Origin of the sequence: Xanthomonas sp. D-36-1 (assembly GCF_017746155.1) — a bacterium.
Taxonomy (GTDB): domain Bacteria; phylum Pseudomonadota; class Gammaproteobacteria; order Xanthomonadales; family Xanthomonadaceae; genus Xanthomonas; species Xanthomonas cissicola.
This window is the reverse complement of the sequence record NZ_JAGHWR010000030.1, coordinates 194,583-215,649: the sequence shown is the minus strand read 5'-3', so window position 1 is coordinate 215,649 and position 21,067 is coordinate 194,583. Positions and strand designations below refer to the sequence as shown.

Annotated in this window: 21 protein-coding genes; 9 read left to right on the top strand and 12 right to left on the bottom strand. The window is 66.6% G+C overall.

Going from position 1 to position 21,067, the window contains the following annotated elements; genetic code table 11:
* Nucleotides 1-7 precede the first annotated feature (7 nt).
* The 3 genes from pcaD to J7367_RS10295 all read left to right on the top strand — a co-directional run bounded on the left by pcaD (nt 8) and on the right by J7367_RS10295 (nt 2,271).
* Nucleotides 8-790, top strand: coding sequence for a 3-oxoadipate enol-lactonase (pcaD, locus tag J7367_RS10305; protein ID WP_057658879.1), 783 nt, complete (start codon nt 8-10; stop codon nt 788-790).
* A gap of 26 nt (nt 791-816) precedes the next feature.
* Complete coding sequence (pcaC, locus tag J7367_RS10300; RefSeq protein WP_007968463.1) at nt 817-1,230, top strand: 4-carboxymuconolactone decarboxylase; 414 nt, start codon at nt 817-819, stop codon at nt 1,228-1,230.
* A 114-nt stretch (nt 1,231-1,344) separates the two neighbouring features.
* Nucleotides 1,345-2,271, top strand: coding sequence for an alpha/beta fold hydrolase (locus J7367_RS10295; RefSeq protein ID WP_057658877.1), 927 nt, complete (start codon nt 1,345-1,347; stop codon nt 2,269-2,271).
* A 457-nt stretch (nt 2,272-2,728) separates the two neighbouring features.
* Here the strand turns inward: J7367_RS10295 and J7367_RS10290 are convergent, their stop codons facing one another.
* Nucleotides 2,729-3,589 (bottom strand): IclR family transcriptional regulator C-terminal domain-containing protein, encoded by an 861-nt coding sequence (locus tag J7367_RS10290; RefSeq protein WP_008578106.1) that lies wholly within the window; start codon nt 3,587-3,589, stop codon nt 2,729-2,731.
* A gap of 148 nt (nt 3,590-3,737) precedes the next feature.
* On the opposite strand from J7367_RS10290, the gene J7367_RS10285 reads away from it, so the two are divergent.
* Both J7367_RS10285 and J7367_RS10280 read left to right on the top strand, forming a co-directional pair.
* A complete protein-coding gene (locus J7367_RS10285; protein ID WP_057658876.1) occupies nt 3,738-4,598 on the top strand; it encodes a PA4780 family RIO1-like protein kinase in 861 nt (286 codons plus the stop codon).
* A gap of 272 nt (nt 4,599-4,870) precedes the next feature.
* Nucleotides 4,871-5,839, top strand: a complete 969-nt coding sequence (locus J7367_RS10280; protein ID WP_007968470.1) for an alpha/beta hydrolase — start codon at nt 4,871-4,873, stop codon at nt 5,837-5,839.
* A gap of 294 nt (nt 5,840-6,133) precedes the next feature.
* On the opposite strand, the gene J7367_RS10275 is transcribed toward J7367_RS10280, so the two are convergent.
* The 3 genes from J7367_RS10275 to J7367_RS10265 form a co-directional block, all read right to left on the bottom strand.
* Nucleotides 6,134-6,814, bottom strand: coding sequence for a DUF2490 domain-containing protein (locus J7367_RS10275; protein WP_057658921.1), 681 nt, complete (start codon nt 6,812-6,814; stop codon nt 6,134-6,136).
* 236 nt (nt 6,815-7,050) lie between these two features.
* Nucleotides 7,051-8,955 carry a tRNA uridine-5-carboxymethylaminomethyl(34) synthesis enzyme MnmG gene (gene mnmG, locus J7367_RS10270; protein WP_057658872.1) on the bottom strand — a complete coding sequence of 635 codons (1,905 nt, stop codon included), beginning with the start codon at nt 8,953-8,955 and terminating at the stop codon, nt 7,051-7,053.
* A gap of 572 nt (nt 8,956-9,527) precedes the next feature.
* Nucleotides 9,528-10,001, bottom strand: a complete 474-nt coding sequence (locus tag J7367_RS10265; RefSeq protein ID WP_057658870.1) for a hypothetical protein — start codon at nt 9,999-10,001, stop codon at nt 9,528-9,530.
* 157 nt (nt 10,002-10,158) lie between these two features.
* On the opposite strand from J7367_RS10265, the gene J7367_RS10260 reads away from it, so the two are divergent.
* From J7367_RS10260 to J7367_RS10250, 3 genes are read left to right on the top strand one after another with little or no spacing between them, the layout of a single operon-like run.
* On the top strand, nt 10,159-11,118 hold the full coding sequence (locus J7367_RS10260) for a pyridoxal-phosphate dependent enzyme (protein WP_007968475.1): 960 nt from the start codon (nt 10,159-10,161) through the stop codon (nt 11,116-11,118).
* Nucleotides 11,103-11,720: a YdcF family protein gene (locus J7367_RS10255; protein ID WP_033481400.1), complete on the top strand. Its 618-nt coding sequence runs from the start codon at nt 11,103-11,105 to the stop codon at nt 11,718-11,720. The genes J7367_RS10260 and J7367_RS10255 overlap by 16 nt, the downstream gene beginning before the upstream one ends.
* Before the next feature lie 42 nt (nt 11,721-11,762).
* Nucleotides 11,763-12,182, top strand: a complete 420-nt coding sequence (locus tag J7367_RS10250) for a ketosteroid isomerase-related protein (RefSeq protein ID WP_007974235.1) — start codon at nt 11,763-11,765, stop codon at nt 12,180-12,182.
* A 110-nt stretch (nt 12,183-12,292) separates the two neighbouring features.
* Here J7367_RS10250 and lpxO read toward each other — a convergent pair whose 3' ends face one another.
* The 7 genes from lpxO to bioB all read right to left on the bottom strand — a co-directional run bounded on the left by lpxO (nt 12,293) and on the right by bioB (nt 18,986).
* Nucleotides 12,293-13,198 (bottom strand): lipid A hydroxylase LpxO, encoded by a 906-nt coding sequence (lpxO, locus tag J7367_RS10245; protein WP_007968478.1) that lies wholly within the window; start codon nt 13,196-13,198, stop codon nt 12,293-12,295.
* A gap of 248 nt (nt 13,199-13,446) precedes the next feature.
* A complete protein-coding gene (gene bioC, locus J7367_RS10240) occupies nt 13,447-14,331 on the bottom strand; it encodes a malonyl-ACP O-methyltransferase BioC (RefSeq protein WP_007968479.1) in 885 nt (294 codons plus the stop codon).
* 67 nt (nt 14,332-14,398) lie between these two features.
* Nucleotides 14,399-15,181, bottom strand: a complete 783-nt coding sequence (locus tag J7367_RS10235; protein ID WP_007968480.1) for an SDR family oxidoreductase — start codon at nt 15,179-15,181, stop codon at nt 14,399-14,401.
* A gap of 44 nt (nt 15,182-15,225) precedes the next feature.
* Nucleotides 15,226-15,987, bottom strand: coding sequence for a pimeloyl-ACP methyl ester esterase BioH (gene bioH / locus J7367_RS10230; protein WP_057658869.1), 762 nt, complete (start codon nt 15,985-15,987; stop codon nt 15,226-15,228).
* 101 nt (nt 15,988-16,088) lie between these two features.
* Nucleotides 16,089-16,463: a hypothetical protein gene (locus J7367_RS10225; protein WP_057658867.1), complete on the bottom strand. Its 375-nt coding sequence runs from the start codon at nt 16,461-16,463 to the stop codon at nt 16,089-16,091.
* A 191-nt stretch (nt 16,464-16,654) separates the two neighbouring features.
* Entirely contained in the window at nt 16,655-18,028 is a 1,374-nt protein-coding gene (gene bioF / locus J7367_RS10220) for an 8-amino-7-oxononanoate synthase (protein ID WP_176215019.1), read from the bottom strand.
* Entirely contained in the window at nt 17,952-18,986 is a 1,035-nt protein-coding gene (gene bioB / locus J7367_RS10215) for a biotin synthase BioB (RefSeq protein ID WP_057658861.1), read from the bottom strand. Before bioB ends, bioF begins: the two co-directional genes overlap by 77 nt.
* A gap of 49 nt (nt 18,987-19,035) precedes the next feature.
* Between bioB and J7367_RS10210 the strand changes: the two genes are divergently transcribed.
* The gene (locus tag J7367_RS10210; protein ID WP_174232304.1) at nt 19,036-19,761 is read left to right on the top strand and encodes a ComF family protein; all 726 of its coding nucleotides are present in this window, start codon (nt 19,036-19,038) and stop codon (nt 19,759-19,761) included.
* 248 nt (nt 19,762-20,009) lie between these two features.
* On the opposite strand, the gene ubiA is transcribed toward J7367_RS10210, so the two are convergent.
* Complete coding sequence (gene ubiA, locus J7367_RS10205; RefSeq protein WP_057658858.1) at nt 20,010-20,915, bottom strand: 4-hydroxybenzoate octaprenyltransferase; 906 nt, start codon at nt 20,913-20,915, stop codon at nt 20,010-20,012.
* Nucleotides 20,916-21,067: the final 152 nt, after the last annotated feature.

Genomic DNA, 21,067 nt, shown 5'->3' with positions numbered 1-21,067 from the left:
TGCCTCGATGGCTTATCTCCAGTTGCCCACGCATCGCCTGCATTACCGCCTGGACGGCACCGAAGGACGCCCCTGGCTGACCTTCTGCAATTCGCTGGGCACCGATCTGCACATGTGGGACGTGCAGATCGAAGCCTTCGCCCCGCACTACCGCATCCTGCGCTACGACCGCCGTGGCCACGGGTATTCGGAGACGCCGCCCGGCCCGTATGGCGTGGCCGACCTGGGTCGGGACGTGCTGGCACTGTGGGACGCGCTGGAGATCGCACAAAGCGATTTCTGCGGCCTGTCGATCGGCGGGCTCACCGGCCAGTGGCTGGGCCTGCATGCACCGCAGCGCTTGCGCCGGCTGGTGGTATGCGCCACCGCCCAGAAGATCGGCAATGCCGCCACCTGGGAAACCCGCATCGAACAGGTGCGCAGCGAGGGCCTTCCGACGCTGATCGATGCCACGCTGCAACGCTGGTTTACCCCGGAATTTGCCGTCAGCCACGCGCAGCGCCTGGACATGATCGCCGCTGCCTTCGTCTCCACTTCGCCGGCCGGGTACATCGCCTGCTGCCAGGCGGTGGCCGATGCGGATTTCCGCGGTGCACTGGACGGGCTGAGCCTGCCGCTGCTGGCGCTGGCCGGCGACGACGACCCGGTGTGTCCGCCGCCTGACCTGCGCGAGATCGCCTATGCCGCGCCGCACGGTCATTACGCCCAGGTGCCCGGCCGCCACATCTGCAACCTGGAGTCGCCGGCCGCGTTCAACCACGCGGTGCTCGGCTTTCTTCAGGGCGAGTGAGCTTTCCCACCTTGCAAGGACACCCCATGCACGAAGACGAACGTTATCAAGCCGGCATGCGTGTACGCCGCCGCGTCCTTGGCGATGCGCATGTCGATCGCGCGCTGGCCGCGCGCAGCGATTTCACCGAGGAATTCCAGGACCTGATCACCCGCTACGCCTGGGGCGGCATCTGGACCCGCGATGGCCTGCCGGCCCACACCCGTTCGCTGATCACCTTGTCGATGATGATCGCGCTGGGCCACGACGACGAATTCAAGCTGCACGTGCGTGCGGCGCGCAACAACGGCGTGACGCCTGCGCAGATCAAGGAAGTGCTGCTGCAGGCGGCGATCTACTGCGGCGTGCCGGCCGCCAACCACGCGTTCGCGCTGGCCAGGCCGATCCTGGAAGAACAAGCCGCCGACGCCGGCACAGCATCGACAGCGCAACCCGGGTAAGGTCGTTCTCGGTGCGGCTGGGCCACTCGTACACTGTGCTGCCTGGCGCGCCGCCCACTTCGGCCTGCGCGCGCGCGTTGGCCGCGCTCAACCCACCGCGTCCGGAGACATCGCATGCCGCATCGATTTGCCTGCCTGCTGTTGTTGTCATTGGCTGCTGCGGCGCTGCACGCACAACCGCAGCCCGGCCCCGGCACCGTGTTGTCGCAGGTGCGCACCGACGATGGGCAGACGCTGGCGGTGTGGTCGCGCGTGCCCGCGCAGCCGCGTGGCACGATCGTGCTGGTGCACGGCCGCACCTGGAGCGCATTGCCCAACTTCGATTTGCAGGTGCCTGACGAGCCGCGTGATGCGCGCTCTGTCCTTGCGGCGCTCGCGCAAGCCGGGTTTGCCGCGTACGCGGTGGATCTGCGCGGCTACGGCGGCAGCCCACGCGACCGCACGGGCTGGAATACGCCCGCCCGTGCAGTGGCCGATGTCCGCAGCGTGCTGGCCTGGGTCGCGCAGACACATCCCGATGTGCCGCCGCCCGCACTGCTGGGCTATTCCAACGGCGCGCGAGTGGCGTTGCTGCTCGCGCAGCAGCAACCGCAAGAGATTTCCGCACTGGTGTTGTTCGGCTTCCCGGACGATGTGGATACACCACCCGCGTCAGCGGTTCCGGCGGATCGGCCCTTGCGCACACCCACCACGGCCGCTGCGGCCGGCGAGGATTTCATCACCGCCAACGCGGCACCACCGAGCGTACGTGCGGCTTACGTCGCCCAGGCGCTGGCAGCGGACCCGGTGCGCACCGACTGGCGCGCGATGGAGCAGTTCGCCTTCCACCCCGAGCAGGTCGCAACGCTGCCGGTGCTGCTGTTGCGCGGCGTCGACGACCCGATCGCCACCCAGGCAGACAACGCCCATCTCTACGCACGTCTGCGCAGCGAAGATCGCAGCTGGGTGACCCTGCCGCACGCCGACCACGTGGCCCAGGTCGAAGACAGCCACGCGGCCTGGGTGGACACGGTGGTGAGCTTTCTGCACCGGCCGCGCTAGAGCGTGTCATGCACGTTGAGATGAGATCCGTTGGCCGCCACCGGCGCGCACTCGTGCCGCTGACGGCCACCTTCCGCTTCGCACTCAACTCAACGTACATAACACGCTCCAAGCGCAGCGCACAGGACGACTGCGCGGCCGCCAGCCGGGCGCGGCACATGCTCGGACTCGGTCCGTGCCAAGTCGCAACTCCAGCTCCTGCACGCATCCCACGCACTGATGACGGATCGCGCGACTTTCGTCGCCGTTCTGAGCCGGTAAGGGCGCAACAACGGGTGGCAATTAATCCGTACCTGGGGTGCGCAGCGCTTTGCGACCAGTCGTCCGTATGCGCATCGGCCCACGCGGAATGCGGAGTTGCAATTGCTTGACCTGTGCTCCATCGCTGTACTGCCAGCTCACGCAGCGCAAGCGCATGCGCAGTCTGCATGCTCCGTCAGCGCCGCCTTGTCGCGCACTAGCTCAGCAAGGTTCCCAGCCGTTGCGCCGCCTGCTTCAGCGGTTCCAGCAACTGCGTTTGCATCGTCTGCAGGCTCACCCGCCCTGCCTGGGCGCCGATGTTGAGCGCGGCGATCACCTCGCCGCGCAGGTTGCGCACCGGCACGGCGATCGAGCGCAGGCCGATTTCCAGTTCCTGATCGGTCAGGCACATGCCCTCGCGGCGCGTGCGCGCCAGCACCTCCAGCAATGCCGAGGCCTGGGTCACCGTGCGGTCGGTCCGCGGACGCAAGGTGGTACGTTCCAGATACGCCTGCAAGGTGTCGCCGGGCAGGGCGGCCAGCAGCACGCGGCCCATCGAGGTGCAGTAGGCCGGCAGCCGCGTACCCGGGCGCAGCCCGATCGACATGATGCGCACCGTTTCCGATCGCGCCACGTACAACAGGTCGTCGCCATCCAGCACGCCCAGCGAACACGATTCGTGCAACTGGTCGCGCAGCCCGTCCAGGACCGGCTGCGCGGCCGCGGTCATCGATGAAGACGCCGCGTACGCGCCGCCGATTCCCAGCACGCGCGGCAGCAACACGTAGCCACGTCCTTGCTCGCCCACATAGCCGAGCTTGGCCAGCGTATGCAGCACGCGCCGGACAGCCGCGCGCGAAATGCCGGTTTCCAGGCTGATCTGCGACATCGTCACTTCGCGCGCGTGCTGCGCGAACACGCTCAGTACCACCAGCCCGCGCCCCAGCGAGGTCATGAAGTCCGGATCGCCCTGGGCGGCGGCGATCTGCTGCATCAGCTCATGCGGCAGGCCGCGATCGCTGCCGGCCGCAACCACGGCGGCGGGACGTTTGCGGCGGCTGGAGGCGGGCTCGGGCATAGGAGTGCGGCAGCGGACAGGTCCATGCATGGTAAGCGCTCGCGCCATGGCATGCCCCGGCTCACACTCTGTGCATGGGCATGTAAGCGCTTCACCCTGCTTGCCGCATAATCGCCGCTGGTTTGTGACGGATCGGTGCTCTTAGTCCATGAAAACCCCCAACGGCCTGCAGCCGCTGATCGACGACGGCGTCATCGACGAAGTGTTGCGACCACTGAAGAGCGGCAAGGAAGCATCCGTCTACGTGGTGAGCGCAGGCGCGGAGATCCTGTGCGCCAAGGTCTACAAGGACATGGCGCAACGCAGTTTCCAGGCCCGCGTGCAGTACCAGGAAGGCCGTAAGGTGCGTGGCAGCCGTCAGGCGCGTGCGATGGGCAAGGCCACCAAGTTCGGCCGCAAGGAAGCTGAAACCGCCTGGAAGAACACCGAAGCCGATGCGCTCTATCAACTGGTGGATGCCGGCGTGCATGTGCCCAAACCGCGCGGTTACTTCCACGGCGTGCTGCTGATGGATCTGGTTACCGATGACGCCGGTCACAGCGCACCGCGGCTGGGCGAAGTGGAACTGGAGCCCGATCAGGCGCGTGCCTTCCATGCAAGCCTGATCGGCGATGTGGTCAAGATGCTGTCGCTGGGCCTGGTGCACGGCGATCTGTCCGAATACAACGTGCTGGTTTCGCCCGATGGCCCGGTGGTGATCGACTTTCCGCAGGTGGTCAGCGCCGCCGGCAACAATGCCGCGCGCGACATGCTGCTGCGCGACGTGCACAACCTGCGCGATTGCCTTGGCCGTTTCGCGCCCGAACTGCTGAACACCCATTACGGCGAAGAGATGTGGGCGCTGTTCGAAAAGGGCGAACTGCGCCCGGACAGCGTGCTCACCGGGCGCTTCAAATTCGACACCCGCCGCGCCGATGTACGCGCCGTCCGTGCCTCGATCGAAGATGCGCGCCAGGAAAACCTCATTCGCCAGCAAGGCCGCGAAGCCGCTGCCGAAGACAACGATTAGGAATTGCCAGCAGGTCGCTGCGCCAGCTGTCAGGTCCGCAGCAGCGCAGTGGTCGCGATGCAGCGCAGCAAATTCAAGGCGCGGGGCTGCCGTACCTGCACCGTTGCCAAGGGGCGGGTCCACGTAGGGGCGCCTATTTTTCCTGGCAATCCTGGGCTTTTCGCATGCGTGCCCGGCCAGCAGGTCAATCCGTTAATACTAGTTAACGAGTTGAATAGTGATGGTTCATAACAATCTGGCAAGCTCGACAACTGTTTCTCGGAGAGTTCGTCATGTCGTTTGATCCTGATGTCGTGCGCCTGTTCGCCCAGCTTCAAGAGGCGGCGCAGCCGCCCATGGAAACCCTGCCGATCGAAGGCGCGCGCGCGATGATGCGCGCGGTGGGCGCGCAGTTCGGTTTCCCGCGCATCGAGATGGCCGAGGTACGCGATCTGAATGCCGATGCCGCTACCGGTGCAGTGCCTTTGCGCTTGTATCGCCCCACCGGGCTCGCAACCGGCCCAGCCCCGACCTGCCTGTACGTGCACGGCGGCGGAGGTCTGGTCGGCGATCTGGAGTCGCATGACGATGTGTGTCGGCAATTGGCAGCGCGTGCTGGCTGTCAGGTGCTGGCGATCCATTACCGTCTGGCCCCCGAGCACCCGGCGCCGGCCGGTGTGGAAGATGTCATTGCGATATTGCATTGGCTGGTTGCGCACCCGGACACGGTCGGCGCCGATGTGCAGCGCCTTGCCGTCTGCGGCGACAGTATCGGCGGCGCCATGGCCGCGGTTGCCGCACTGGCCGCGCGCGATGCCGGAATCGCCTTGCGTTGCCAGCTGCTGGTCTATCCGCTGACCGACGCGCGCCAGGACAGCGGCTTGTATCCATCGCGCTCGCTCAACGCCGGCCTGCCGCCGTTGACGGCGGCAGCGGTGGAATTCTTCAACCGCCACCTGCTGCCGGATATGGCGGTGGCCGATGACTGGCGTGTCTCGCCGATGCTGGCGCCGGATGTCGCCGGCGTTGCGCCTGCGCTGGTCGTGGTCTGCGACCGCGACATGCTCTACGACGAAGGCCGCGCCTATGCCGAGCGCCTGCGTGCGGCGGGAGTGGAAGTCACCCTGCATAGCTTCCCGGGCATGATCCATGGCTTCATCAACATGGGCAGCGTCTTGCGTGCGGCCGGTGAAACGCTGGACCTGGCGGCACTGACGCTGCGCCAGCGCCTGCTGCCGGCGATCGAACGCAGGGCCGCCTGACAACCGGCGGCAGCCGTGCCGATGCTCGCGCTGGCGCAACAGCGGCGGTATCACTGCAGCTTCGGTGCGTGTGGCATCGCATGCCTGTGCGCCCTGCGACAAGAAGACCTGGATGCAGGCATGCGCCTGCCCGTCTGCTGGCGCCGCGGCGTACCACGCGGACTGTCATGGTTGCCATCGGCTGCTCGTTGGCAACGCGCAGGTTTTCTCGAATCGCCCAGCATGGCGTCCGGCGTCGATTGAAACGCACTGCCTTCAACCTCGCCCTGCAACTAGGCCACGCGCACGCGGTGCTCAGAAATTGAAGCGGAACGTGGTCATCAAGACGTGGTTTTCCCGATCCACCGCACGCGTGTTGACGAACTGATTCAGGTAACCGACATCGGCGTTGGCAATGGCATTGAATTTCCAGTTGATGCCGACAAACACCCGGTTCTGATCGAGACCGCGTTGCGCGCCCCATCGGGTCTGATCCAGATTGACGAACACTTCGTTGAACGCGACCCACGACAATTGCGGACTGAACCCGCTGGGGCGCACCGCGCGGATCATCTGCCGCACGCGATACCCTTCATCGCGGAAGCCTTCGCGGTGACGCTGTTCCAGGCGCGTGCGGCTGGTAATGGTGATCTCGGCGATCGGATCGAATTGATATTGAAATTGCCCCCACCAGCGATTTTCGCGGTTGGATGGCTGCTCGGCCGGATGGCTGATGATGGTGTCGTAACCCATCCAGACACTGGCCTTGGGATTGAGCCGATAGAACACGGCAGGTCGCAAGATCAGTTGATCGAACTGTTCGCCTTCCTCGCGCCAGCGCGGATGGACATCCATGCTCCAGTACAGGTTTTCGACCGGTAGCCTGCCTTGCGCGTAAACGCTCAGCCAGTAACGCCCGTCTTCTTCGGTCTTGGCATGCGCCGGCCAACTGCATGCCAGTGTCAACAGCAGCAGAGCGCAGACGCTGCGGAACATCGCCGGCAATAACGTGCTGGATACGTTCATGTGTCGAAATGTGTCGTCGTTGGCAAATCATAGCAATAACGCTCGAGCCCGCTTCGACCGTTCGGTCGGCTCAGGTCGCCTTTGCTCGCCCGCGTGTTCGCAAATCGGGACACGCCATCGTTTCGCGATGACCGGCGCGGTCGCCGCTGTCGTCAGAGGGATGGATGCCAACGATCAGTGGCGCCGGGCAGGGCCCGCCGCGTCGATCACGCCACTTGGCTGCGTCGTGCGCGCTCCAGATGCACCAGCAGCAGCGAGATCGCCGCCGGGGTCATGCCGGGAATCCGTTGTGCCTGACCGATGTGCTGGGGGCGCACGCGTTCGAGTTTCTGCTGCACTTCGATCGACAGGCCGCGCACGCTGGCGTAATCGAAACCGTCCGGGATCGGCGTGGTTTCGTGACGTTGCTGACGCGCGATATCGTCGCGCTGGCGATCCAGATAACCGGCGTACTTGACGCTGATCTCGACCTGCTCGGCCACCTGCGCATCGTCCACGCCCGGGCCCAGGGTCGGCACCCGCATCAAAGTGGCGTAATTGAGTTCCGGGCGCTTGATCAGATCCAGCACGTTGGTTTCGCGGCTGACCGTCACGCCCAGCACGTTGGCCACCTCCCGGCCCAGCGCATTGCCCGGTGTGGCCCACAGTGCAGCCAGCCGCGCCGTTTCGCGTTGCACGGCCTCCTGCTTGGCCGCAAAGCGCGCCCAGCGCGCATCGTCGATCAGGCCCATTTCACGCCCGACACCGGTCAGGCGCGCATCGGCATTGTCCTCGCGCAGCTGCAATCGGTATTCGGCGCGGCTGGTGAACATGCGGTACGGCTCGGTGGTGCCGTGGGTAATGAGATCGTCCACCAGCACGCCCAGGTAGGCCTCATCGCGGCGCGGCGACCACGCCGGCAGCCCCTGCACATGGCGCGCTGCGTTGAGCCCTGCGAGCAGACCCTGTGCGGCCGCCTCTTCGTAACCGGTGGTCCCGTTGATCTGCCCGGCGAAGAACAGCCCGCCCACCGCCTTGGTCTCCAGCGAGGCCTTGAGCCCGCGCGGGTCGAAGAAGTCGTACTCGATGGCGTAGCCGGGGCGGGTGATGTGCGCGTTCGCAAAGCCGTGGATCGAGCGCACCAGCGCCAGCTGCACATCGAACGGCAGCGAGGTGGAAATACCGTTGGGATAGATCTCGGCCACTTCCAGGCCTTCGGGTTCGACGAAGATCTGGTGGCTGGTCTTCTCGGCAAAACGCACCACCTTGTCTTCGATCGACGGGCAGTAGCGCGGGCCGATGCCTTCGATCTGCCCCGAATACAGCGGCGAGCGATGCAGCGCGTTGCGAATGATCTCGTGGGTTTGCTCGGTGGTCTGGGTGATCCAGCAGCTGACCTGGCGCGGATGGTCGCTGACCTGGCCCATGAACGACATCACCGGCAATGGGTCGTCGCCGGGCTGCTCGGCCATCACGCCGTAATCGAGGGTGCGCCCGTCGATCCGCGGCGGGGTGCCGGTCTTGAGCCGGTCGATCGCGAACGGGCGCTCGCGCAGGCGCGCGGCCAGCGTGGTGGCAGGCGGATCGCCCATGCGCCCGGCCGCGTACTGCGTTTGGCCGACATGGATCTTGCCGGCCAGGAACGTGCCGGCCGTCAGCACCACCGAAGGCGCTTGGAAACGTAGCCCGGTCTGGGTGATGACCCCACGTACGCTGTCGGCTTCGCTGGCGCCGTGATGAATGATCAGATCGTCCACGGCCGCCTGGAAGACGGTCAGGTTGGGCTGGGCCTCGACGATGCAGCGGATCGCAGTGCGGTACAGGTTGCGGTCGGCCTGGCAGCGCGTGGCACGCACTGCCGGCCCCTTGGAGGCGTTGAGCGTGCGCCACTGGATGCCGGCCAGATCCGCTGCACGTGCCATCGCCCCGCCGAGTGCGTCGATCTCCTTGACCAGGTGGCCCTTGCCGATCCCGCCGATGGCCGGGTTACAGCTCATCGCTCCCACCGTCTCGATGTTGTGGGTGAGCAGCAAGGTACGCGCCCCCGTGCGTGCAGACGCCAGGGCGGCCTCGGTGCCGGCATGGCCACCTCCGATCACGATGACGTCGTAGCGATAGAAGGAGTCGGACATGGGCATGGACCAGGAACGGAAAAGGGAAAACGGCCGCAGAAGTATCGGCTGAAGGGCGGGACAGGTCACTTGCTCGGTGGAAAGTGTGGTGCAAATCACATTTTCAGCAAGTGACCCTCAAGTTGGCATGTTTCGTGCGGATATCCCTACTGCACCCGTCGTGGCATTGCGACATGGGCGCAAAGGCTGGAATTGGAACAGGGGCCAGCCGCGCGTGCGATGGGGTAGCGTAAGGGTCGGTAGTCGGGGGACTGCCGGCCCTTATTTTTTATGATTCCTGCGAGTTTGCGCATGCGCCCCCTGCGCTGCAGCGCCTGCTCGGCAACATCGGAATAAAAACAGAAAGCCCCGGCATGCCGGGGCTTTCTGTGCTGTAGGCGCCGATATCCGACAGGGCCGGAACAGGGGGGATCCAGATTTCCCTGTCGGACATCGACATAAGTCGTTCAGTGGGGCTGGCCCGGTCAAAAAATGACGTGGCTGGTCACACAGAGCACCTAGCTTGCAGCCAATCGTCAGCTGAACGCAAGCCCCCAATATCGCCAAGTGTGGGCCAGGTCGCAGTCAGCGCCCTACGGAATGTGTTCGCGTGTCGTGCGCGGCGCGGTTTGCCGCTGGATCTCGCGAATGACACGCGGCGGTGCGCCGATACGCGGTGGCGGCCGCGACGGCGGTGCGCCGGTTGCCGGTGGGCGGTTGGGTTGTTGCGGCCGCGAGCTGCCGGGGCGCGGCCCGTTGTTGAACGAGCCGTTCGGGCGCGGCGGACGGTACTGCGGACGGCGATCGTACTGCCGGTAGTAGTAGCCGCCACCACCACGATAGACCGGGTATACCGGGTAGTCGTACAGGCCGATCGACCCGGCGCCATAGCCATACGGCAGACCGTACGGGTTGCCGTAGAAGTACGGGGAGTAGCCGGGCGGATAGCGATACTGCACGGCAGGCGCACCACGGTAATAGCCGCCCGACCCACCGCCGGTGTAGTCGTAAGTTGCGCAGCCGCCCAGGGCCAGCAGCCCGGCGGCGACGATCAGACGGAATTTCATGGATGGTGCCCTCCTGCAACCATGGTGCCACTGTCGAACCGATGTATTGAATCGGTCCTTAATTGTGCGGCATTGCGACGCTTTGTCATCGATCCAGCATGCGCGGCGGCAGTGCGTGCGACCCGTGAAGAGGAGGCGATACGTTAATCTTGCAGGCATGATCGAGACGGTCCCCCTTGCCCATTCCGACGTCCTGCAAGCCGCTGCGCGGATTGCGCCGCACTGCGCGCCGACACCGTTGCTGACATCGCACAGCCTGGATGCGCTCAGCAGTGCGCAGTTGTTCTTCAAGGCCGAGCATCTGCAGCGCAGTGGCGCATTCAAGTTCCGGGGCGCCTGCAATGCCGTATGGTCGCTGCCGGATGCGCTGGCTGCGCGCGGTGTGGTCACGCATTCCTCCGGGAATCACGGCGCGGCGCTGGCGCTTGCCGCACGCACGCGTGGCATCGGCTGCCATGTGGTGGTGCCCGAAGGCGCGGTGGCGGCCAAGCTCGCCAATATCTCCCGGCACGGCGCCACGTTATGGCGTTGCGCGCCGACCATCGCGGCGCGGGAACAGATGTGCGCCGAGGTGCAGGCCGGCAGCGGCGCCACGCTGGTGCACCCGTATACCGATCGTGCGGTGATCGCCGGGCAGGGCACCGCCACGCTGGAGCTGCTGCACCAAAGCGGCGGGCTGGATGTGCTGGTGGCGCCGGTCGGCGGTGGTGGGCTGGCGGCCGGCGCCGCACTGGCGCTGCAGGCGTCGCCGGACTGCGAGCTGGTGCTGGCCGAGCCTGCCGGCGCAGCCGACACCGCGCGTTCGCTGGCGGCCGGGCAGAGGCTGGTCGATTTCGTGCCCGATACCATTTGCGACGGCCTGCGCGGCACCTTGGGCGCGCCCAACTTCGCAGTGCTGCAGCGCGCCGGGGCGCAGGTGGTCACGGTGGACGATGCCGCGGTGGTGCAGGCCATGCGGCTGGTCTGGCAGTTGCTCAAGCAAGTGGTCGAGCCGTCTTCGGCGATCGCCCTGGCGGCGGTCCTGGCCCATCCTGCACGGTTTGCCGGACGCCGGGTGGGGCTGATCCTGTCCGGCGGCAATGTCGATCTGGACGCCTTGCCTTGGGCCGCGGCGTGAGCAGGCGCTCGCGCGGGCTCGGCCTGTGGGGCTGGGGCTGGCGGTTGTGCATGCTGGCGCTGATCTGGCTGGTGGCCGTGGCAGGCTGGATCGTGTGGGTCGGCGACCGCGATCAGGCCGCGCCGGCCGATGTCATCATCGTGCTGGGCGCGGCGGCCTACGATGCGCGCCCTTCGCCGGTGTTTGAAGAACGCATCCGGCATGCACTGGATCTGTACGCGCAGGGCTATGCGCCGCGGCTGTTGTTCACCGGCGGCTTCGGCAACGGTGCGCGCTTTGCCGAATCGCAGGTGGCCCGGCGCTACGCGCTGCGCCACGGCATCCCGCCGGACGCCATCGTGATCGAAACCACCTCGCGTACCACCCGGCAGAACCTGGAACAGGCGCGCACGCTGATGGAGCGGCACGGCCTGCATCGGGCGATCATCGTCAGCGACCCACTGCACATGGCGCGTGCGCTGCGACTGAGCCAGGAACTGGGTATCGACGCGCTGGCCTCGTCCACGCCGAGCACGCGCTTTCGCAGCTTCCATACCAGCTGGCGCTTCCTGTTGCAGGAGGTGTATTACTTCCACCGCGACCTGGTGGTGCAAGGGCCGTGACCGCAGGCCTATGATGCGGCTTTCCCAGCGGTAGGTTCGAGCATGAGCGAGACCCATCGGCAACACGCCATCGGCCTGGTCCAGGCCTACTACGCAGCATTCAACCGTGGCGACTGGGACGGCATGTTGGCGTTCCTGGCCGAGGACGTCGCCCACGACCTCAACCAAGGCTCGCGCGAAATCGGCCGCAACGAATTTGCCGCGTTCCTGCAACGCATGAACGACAGTTACCGCGAGCAATTGCGCGATGTGGTCGTCATCGCCAGCGACGATGGCACCCGGGTCGGCGCCGAGTACGTGGTGCATGGCGTCTATCACACCACCGACGAAGGCCTGCCCGAGGCCACCGGGCAGACCTATGTGCTGGTGGGCGGTGCGTTCTTCGACGTGCAGGGCGACAAGATCACCCGCGTCACCAACTACTACAACCTGCAGGAATGGATTGCGCAGGTATCGCGCTGATTGCATCGCCCGGCATGGGCCAGCGCTGCGTAGGAGCGCACTGGGCGCGATGAGGCGTTACCGGGAAGCCCGGTCGCGCCCGGGTGCGCTCCTACGCGGTTGGTCCGGTATTACAGCAGCACGATCCCCACTACCACCAGCACGAAGATGCCCCACTTGAGCGTCTGGTACAGCGGGTTGTTGCGTTCCTTCAGCGCCTTGGCCTTCAGGCGCGCGGCGTAGAAGTAGCGGAACACGCGGTTGATGCCGCCGGTCTTGTCGCCTTCCTGATTGGGCGAGGCGCCGGCCGAGAGCAGGCTGCGGCCGACGAAGCGGTTCACCGCCGCTGCCCAGCGCCAACGCATCGGGCGTTCGATATCGCAGAACAGGATGATGCGGTCCTGGTCGGTGTCGTTGCGCGCGTAGTGGATGTAGGTCTCATCGAACATGGTCCACTCGCCATCGCGCCAGCTGTGGCGTTGCCCGTCGACGTCGATGAAGCAACGGTCGTCGTTGGGTGTGGCCAGGCCCAGGTGCAGGCGCATGGAGCCGGCGAACGGGTCGCGGTGTGGGCGTAGTTCGCTGCCCGGCGGCAGCTCGGCGAACATCGCTGCCTTGACCGTGGGAATGGACTTCAGCAAGGCGGTGGTCTGCGGACACAATTCGGCTGCCGACGGATGCGCGGTGCCGTACCACTTCAGATAGAAGCGCTTCCAGCCACGCCGGAAGAACGAATTGAAGCCAATGTCGGTATAGCCTTCAGCAGCGCGGATCTTCTGCATCTGCTGCAACGCCACCGCTTCGTCGCGGATCAGTGGCCAGCTGGCGCGCAGCGGCGCCAGCTCGGGAAATTCCTTGCCCGGGTCGATGAATGGCGTGGTCGGCACCCGCGAACACAGGTACATCAGCGTGTTGATGGGGGCCATGAAGGTGGAATGGTCCAGCAACTGCCGGCTGAGCCGGTGCCGCACGCGACCGCGGTAATGGATGTAGAGCGCCGATGCGATGAACAACGCGATGAGGAGCCACTTCAACATGGGGGAGGCCGATTGGGGGCGGGGGGCCGCAAACGTGAGAGTGACTGCCAAGCAGCACACGCAGCGCTGCTGCTTGGTGTCGGTAGTCACCATCGAACAAGGTGAGCCGCACCAGGGAGGTGTGGCCGTTAACTTCAGAATTCTAGCAAGTGTCTCCGCCGAGGCTGACAGGTGAGTATGAGCGGGGGCGCAATACTCTGTGTCTCACCGGCAGTGGATGCGCGACGACCAACGTTCTGCACCGCCGCTCAGTCGATGCGGCGGCGGATCGGGATGGCGCTGACCGGCACGCTGGCGACGTCACGCCCGTGTTCGCGGATGGGCGCGCCCGGCGCCGGTGCCCAGGCATGGGCGTAGATCACTTCCCAGGAGCTGGGCAGGGTGCCGTCCGGCCGCCGCAGCGGTTCGTAGGCAGCGCTGGCGGCCGCGAAGCGACCGCGTCCGGTCAAGGTGGCACGGCGGTTGCTGAGTGCATTGGTTGCCCCCATCGCACGCAGTTCGCGCATCAGCGCGGGCAGATCGTTGTAGGTCAGGGTGAACAGGTCGCGGTCCAGCACCGGGTCGCGGAACCCGGACATCAGCAGGGCATCGCCGAATTGGGCGATCGGCGGAAAGCGGCTGACGTGCGGGGCCGGGTCGCTCTGCGCAAAGGCATCGCGCAATTCGATCAGTGTTTCCGGGCCGAAGGTGGAGCACAGCAGCAGCCCACCCGGGCGCAGCGCGCGGCGGAAACCGGCGAACACCGCCGGCAGGTCTTCCACCCACTGCAGGCACAGATTGCTGAAGATCACATCCACGCTGCCGTCGGCGACCGGCAGCGCGCGCGCATCGGCGCACACCTGCGTAAACGGCTTCCACCAGCCCGCGGCCTTGCGCGCCTGGCGCAGCATCGGCATGGCCTGATCCAGCGCGATGACTTGCGCCTTGGGCCAGCGCTTCTTGATTGCGGCGCTGGCATGGCCGGGGCCGGCGCCGACATCCAGCACCACTTTGGGCACCTGCTCGCCCAGGTAGTCGAGCGACTCGAGCAGGCGGGTTTCCGCTTCGCGTTGAAGTGCGGCGGCGGCGGTATAGGTACTGGCGGCACGCGCAAAGGCGCGCCGGACGTGGCGGGGATCGAAAGTACTGGTCATGGCGCCGCTATTGTCGCCCCAGGGCTAGGGCGGAGGGAATCGATGCGTGGTGCGCGACGACGCCACGCTAGAACGTGCCGGGATAGCTGCCGCCATCGATCAACAGATTCTGTCCGGTGATATAGCCGGCCTGTGCGCTGCACAGAAAGGCGCAAGCCGCGCCGAACTCGTCCGGCTCGCCAAAACGCGCCGCCGGGATGCCCGCACGCTTGCGTTCGGCGACCTCGGCGGCACTGCTGCCCTGTTGCTGCGCGATGGCGGCGAAGTTGCCGCGCAGGCGGTCGGTGGCGAACTGCCCAGGCAACAGGTTGTTGATGGTGACGTTGTCGGCCACGGTGCTGCGCGCGAGCCCGGCGACGAAGCCGGTGAGGCCGGCGCGCGCGCCATTGGACAGGCCAAGGATGTCGATCGGCGCCTTCACCGCGCTGGAGGTGATGTTGACGATGCGGCCGAAGCCGCGTGCGCGCATGCCATCGACGGTGGCGCGGATCAGTTCGATCGGCGCCAGCATGTTGGCATCCAGCGCGCGCAACCAGTCGGCGCGGTCCCACTGGCGGAAATCGCCCGGCGGCGGGCCGCCCGCGTTGTTGATCAGGATGTCGACCTGCGGGCAGGCTGCGAGTGCGGCGCTGCGCCCTTCCGGCGTGGCGATATCGGCAACCACGCTGCGCACCTGACCAGCGCCGGGCAATGCGCGCAAGGCATCGGCGGCGTGCTCCAGTGCCTCACGGCCGCGCGCGGCGATCACCACATTGACGCCTTCGCCGGCCAATGCACGTGCGCAGCCCAAACCCAGCCCTTTGCTTGCGGCGCAGACCAACGCCCAGCGGCCAGCGATTCCCAGATCCATGCGAGTGTCCCTCGATCAGCGATGTCGCATGATCGACGATCGGCTCATGGCACGGACGCAACGAAGCGTTGCAGTGCCTCGCTCACCTGATCTGCATGACCAAGAAACGGCGCGTGACCACCACCGGCAATGGTGAGCGCCTGCGCATGCGGGCTGAGCGCGGCGGCGGCATGCATGCCGGCGGCAGGCACCAGGCGATCGCGTTGCCCGGCGATCCACAGGCTGGGGCGTGCGAGCTGCGGCACCGCGCGGCGCAGATCGGTGCGTTCAAGCAGGGTGAGCCCTTGCTGCAACGCTTCCGGTGCCGGTTCGCCGCGCGCAGTGAGCGTCTCGCGCAGGCTGCGCAGTTCGCTGCGTGCATGCGCCGAGCCCAGTGTGTCCAGCGCAAGAAAACGCTCCAGCGTGCCGCGATAGTCGCGCGACAACTCGACGCCGAATTGCACGAACACCTCGCGCTGGACGGCACTCGGCCAATCGCTGCCACGCACGAAACGCGGCGTGGCGGCAATCATCGCCAACCCACGCACCTGCGGCAGGGTGGCCGCCGCATGCAGCGCAAACAGCCCGCCCAGCGACCAGCCGAGCCATACCGCCGGCGGTGTGGCGGCCGCAATTTCTGCAACCACATACGGCAATGCCAGCGGCGTGCTGTCGTCGCGACTGAAGCCGTGTCCGGGCAGGTCGACCAGATGCAATTGATAGTGCGGCGCCAGGCGCTCCACCAGCGGTGCGAACACGCCGCCGTGCAGTGCCCAACCGTGCAGGAGAACCAGCGCAGGCCCGTGGCCGATGACATCGATATGCATACGCGTATTGTCGCCGATTGTGGCGTGCCGGCACGCCTCATTGAAATGCACGATGGTGATTGGAGGCACGTAGATCCGATGTTGGGTGCAGCGTCTTGGCGTCAATGCATGGCGGCTGCACGCAGTGCGACGATCCTCGGGGCCAGCAACGCCCATCGCGCACGCGCATGACCGCACCAGCGCCAGCGCGTCGGCCAGTGCCAGCGCCGTGCGTGCCGTGCCTGGATCGACGCAGTCAGCCAGTCGGGATCGAAGCCATCCCAGACGCCTACCACGCTGCGCAGATTGCCGATCAGCACCGGATGCACTTCGTACAACAACATCGTGCGCAACTGTTCCAGGGTGAAGGGCGAGGCAGCCAGGACGCGGGCGATGCCGTCGTCGTCGCAACTGTCGCTGTCCAGGTACAGCCGCGACAACGCTTCCCACACGCGACGTTGCGCCGCCGTGGCTGTGCCTGGTGTCGCGAGTGACATGTCAGTGCCAGGGTGCGATCGGAGGCCGGCACGCACCGGTGGCACGGCTGGTCCAATGCAGGCAAACCATCGCGCAATGCACGGTCAGCGCGCCGTGGTCGCCTGCCACGCAGGTGCGTCGTGCAATCGCTGCATTGGCTGAGTGGCCCACGCGTGTCTGCGTGCAGGCCAGCCACGCGCTGCCACTTGCCTCAGGCAGAGGCACGCAGCGGCTGCCGACTGACCACATCGCGCGCCTGCACGATGGCCTCGATCAGTGCCTGCACCTGCTGCGGCGTATGCAGCGCAGACAAGGTGACGCGCAAGCGCGCCTTGCCTTCGGGCACGGTGGGCGGACGAATGGCACCAACCATGAAACCTGCGTGTTCGAGCGCAGCCGACATCGCCATCACGGTTGCTTCCTCGCCGCATAGCAGCGGCTGGATCGGCGTGTCGGAGGCCATCAGTTCGAAGCCGTGCTTGCGCGCGCCATCGCGGAACGCACCGATCAATTCGACCAGGCGCGCACGCCGCCAATCGTCGCGACGCGCCAGGCGCACGGCCGCCAGGGTGGCCGCGACTTGCGCCGGCGGCAATGCAGTGGTGTAGATGTAGGGGCGCGCAGTTTCGGCCAGATGGCGCACCAACGCCTCTTCGCCCACCACCACCGCGCCGTAGCCACCGAGCGCCTTGCCCAGGGTGACCAACTGCAACGGCACTTCGGCCACGCCCAACCCCGCATCGGCGACGCAACCGCGCCCTTGCGGACCGAGCACGCCAACACCGTGCGCGTCGTCCACATAGAACAGCGCTTGCTGCATGCGTGCCACCAGGCTCAAGGCGCGCAGCGGCGCGACATCGCCGTCCATGCTGAAAACGCCGTCTGTGGCCAGCATCGCCGCGCCTTCGGGCGCGCCCTTGAGCTGGCGCATCGCGCCTTCCACATCCAGGTGCGGATAGCGCCGCAACCGGCAACCGGCCAGCCGCGTGGCATCGAGCAGGCTGGCGTGATTGAGCCGGTCCTGCACGCAGACATCGTCTTCTTCGCTGAGCAACGCCTGTTGCACGGCCAGGTTGGCGATGAAGCCGCTGCCGAACAGCAACGCCGACGGATAGCCCAGCCATTCGGCGATTTCGCGTTCCAATGTTTCGTGCGCGGTGTGGTGCCCGCAGATCAGATGCGAGGCGGTGGCGCCGGCACCGTCGCGGGCAGCGGCATCCTGCAGCGCGGCGACCACTTCGAACTGTTGCGACAAGCCCAGGTAGTCGTTGGAACAGAAACCGGTCAGCCAACGGCCGTCGATCTCCAGCCGCACGCCATCGCGCCGGCCCACCTGTCGCCGCACCCGCACCCGTTCCTGGGCCACGCGCAATTTACGCAGCGACGAAATCCGTTCGTGCAGATCGGGGCGAGCCATGGGGGCGTTCAACGGCAGGGAAGGTCCGCTAGCGTAGCGTGCCGGGCTCGGGGCGCCCAGCCGCCACCGACGACCGGTGCCCGGCACCGGGTCAGGCGGCGTGCTCGCAGGCCGCGCCGCGGGTGATCTCCGCATGCACGGTGCCGGGGTGATCGTGCTCGGCCGCATCGACGGTGATCTGCATCGGACGCAGGCCCAGTCTCTGGAACAGGGCCTGGTCGCGCTCGGTGTCCGGGTTGCCGGTGGTGAGCAGTTTTTCGCCGTAGAAAATCGAATTGGCACCGGCCAGGAAGCACAGCGCCTGCAGTTCGTCGCTCATCGCCTCGCGGCCGGCAGACAGGCGCACCATCGATTTCGGCATGGCGATACGGGCCACTGCGATCATGCGCACGAACTCGAACGGATCCAGCTGCTGGGTGCCGTGCAGCGGAGTACCGGGTACCTGCACCAGCTGGTTGATCGGCACCGAATCCGGATGCGCCGGCAGCGTGGCCAGCGCCAGCAGCAGGCCGATGCGGTGCTCGCGGGTTTCGCCCATCCCGACGATGCCGCCGCAGCAGGTCTTCAGGCCGACATCGCGCACATGCTCAAGCGTGTTCAGGCGGTCCTGGTACTGGCGGGTGTGGATGATCGAGTCGTAGTAATCCGGCGCGGTATCCAGATTGTGGTTGTAGTAGTCCAGCCCGGCATCCTTGAGCGCACGCGCCTGGCCGGCGTCGAGCATGCCGAGCGTGGCGCAGGTTTCCAGGCCCATGGCCTTCACCTCGCGGATCATGGCGGCCACCTTGGGGATGTCGCGCTCCTTGGGCGAGCGCCAGGCGGCGCCCATGCAGAAGCGCGAGGCGCCGGCGGCCTTGGCCTGGCGCGCCTTGGCGACGACCTCTTCGGTCTCCATGAGCTTCTGCGCGCTCACGCCGGTGTCGTAGCGCTGCGCCTGCGGGCAATACGCGCAGTCTTCCGGGCAACCGCCAGTCTTGACCGACAGCAGCGTGGAGACCTGCACTTGCGCCGGATCGAAATGGGCGCGATGCACGCTGGCGGCGCGGTGCAGCAGCTCCGGAAACGGCAGATCGAACAGCGCCTGCAGCTCTTTGCGATCCCAGTCATGGCGGATGACAACAGACATCGGAGTTTCCTGACAGTCAGCGGCTTGGAAGCCAGGCAGTCTGGTGAGCATGGAAGAGGCTGTCAACTTCAATCAGGTCCGATCGGTTTACAGATGGCCGCAGCGGGTGCTGCGGCTGTTGCTGCCGAGCCTGTGTCTGGTCTGCGCGGAGGCCGGTACGCCCGACGGCGATCTATGCCCTGCATGTCGCGCCGCCTTGCCCGATCATGGCCACGCCTGCCTGTGTTGCGCCACGCAGCTGTTCGCCTCCGACGCGGTGGCGCTGTGCGGGCAGTGCCTGCAGCACCCACCAGCGCTGCAGCGGGTACATGCCTGTTTTACCTATCGCTGGCCGGTGGACGGGCTGCTGCGGCGGTTCAAGTTCCATCAGGACCTGGCGGCAGGCCGCCTGCTCAGCGAACTGATGGCCCGGCGCTGCGTGGGGCTGCCGCGCCCACAGGCATTGGTGCCGGTAAGCCTGCACCGGCAGCGCCTGCGCCAGCGCGGTTACGACCAGGCGCTGGAGCTGGCCCGACCGCTGGGCCGCGCGCTGCAGCTGCCGTGCCGGCCGTTGCTGCGCAGGGTTCGCGCGACCGCTCCGCAATCCGAACTGGATGCGGCCGAGCGGCAGCGCAATCTGCGCGATGCGTTCGAGGTCCGCGGCGCCTTGCCGGCGCATGTGGCCTTGGTGGACGACGTGATGACGACCGGCGCGACGCTCCACGCCGCGGCCAAGGCCTTGCGCAAGGCGGGTGTTCAACGGGTGGATGCCTGGGTTTGCGCGCGGGTGCCGTGATCTAGCCGGCCGCCGCCGAATGCGCGAGGCTTCGCCCGCACCCTCACCCCGGCCTCTCTCCCGCAGGAGACGGGCTCTCTGTCTGACAGCACAGCGCGATGGATGGCGACGCGGCTTCGGTAGGTGGATGGCCAGAAGAGATGGAGGAATCGAGCAGTGATGCTGGCGAGCTTTGAATCCTTGCTCGCAATTTCAAGGTCTGATCTTCAATCGACAAACTTCCCATCCCCGAATCCCGAATCCCGCACCTAACGCCCTGCCACCGCCACTGCGATGCCGACGAAGATCGCCAGGCCAACCCAGTTGTTGTGCAGGAAGGCGCGGAAGCAGGGGCCGCGCTCGCGGTGGCGGGCGATGCGGAATTCGTAGGCGACCAGCAGCGCTGCAACGCCCAGGCCGGCCCAGTACGCAGCGCCGAGATCAGCGCGCAGGCCGACCAATACCAGCGTCGCGACCATCAGCGCATACAAGAGGCCTTGTGCTATCAGATCGAACCTGCCGAACAGGATGGCGGTGGACTTGCTGCCCATGCGGAGATCGTCGTCGCGGTCGACCATGGCGTACCAGGTGTCGTAGGCGGTGGCCCACAGGATGTTGGCGGCATACAGCAGCCAGCCCAGCAACGGCACGCTGCCTTGCACGGCGGCGAAGGCCATCGGGATGCCCCAGCCGAACGCCATGCCCAGATAGACCTGCGGCAGGTGGGTATGGCGCTTGAGGTAGGGGTAGCTGGCGGCCAGGAAGACGCCGGGCACGCTCAGCATCACGGTCAGCCAGTTGAGCGTGAGCACCAGCGCGAAGGCCGCCAGCATCAGCGCCACGAATACCCATAATGCCTCGCGCCCGGAGACCGCGCCGGTGGCCAGCGGGCGCGATTTGGTGCGCTCCACGTGCGGATCCAGCCAGCGGTCGGCGTAATCGTTGATCACGCAGCCGGCCGAACGGGTCAGCCACACCCCGGCGGTGAACACGAACAGCGTCCACAACGGCGGCAGGCCATCGGCCGCCAGCCACAACGCCCACCAGGTGGGCCAGAGCAACAACAGGCTCCCGATCGGACGGTCGCCACGGACCAGCTTCCAGTACTGGCCCAATCGCTGCGGCCACGTCAGCGCGCGCGCTGTGGGCAATTGTTCGACACCATGCTTGCTCATGCGGCAAAGGGTAGCAGCGCGGCTCGGCCGTGGTCATGTGGACGCGGGGTGGGCGCTGTGCGGGCGGCAATCCTGGCAATGCCCTGCCTGCGCGATGGCCGGCTGTTCATGGGGTGCGGCTGGCCGCAGCAAGCAATGCTGCGAGCGGCCGG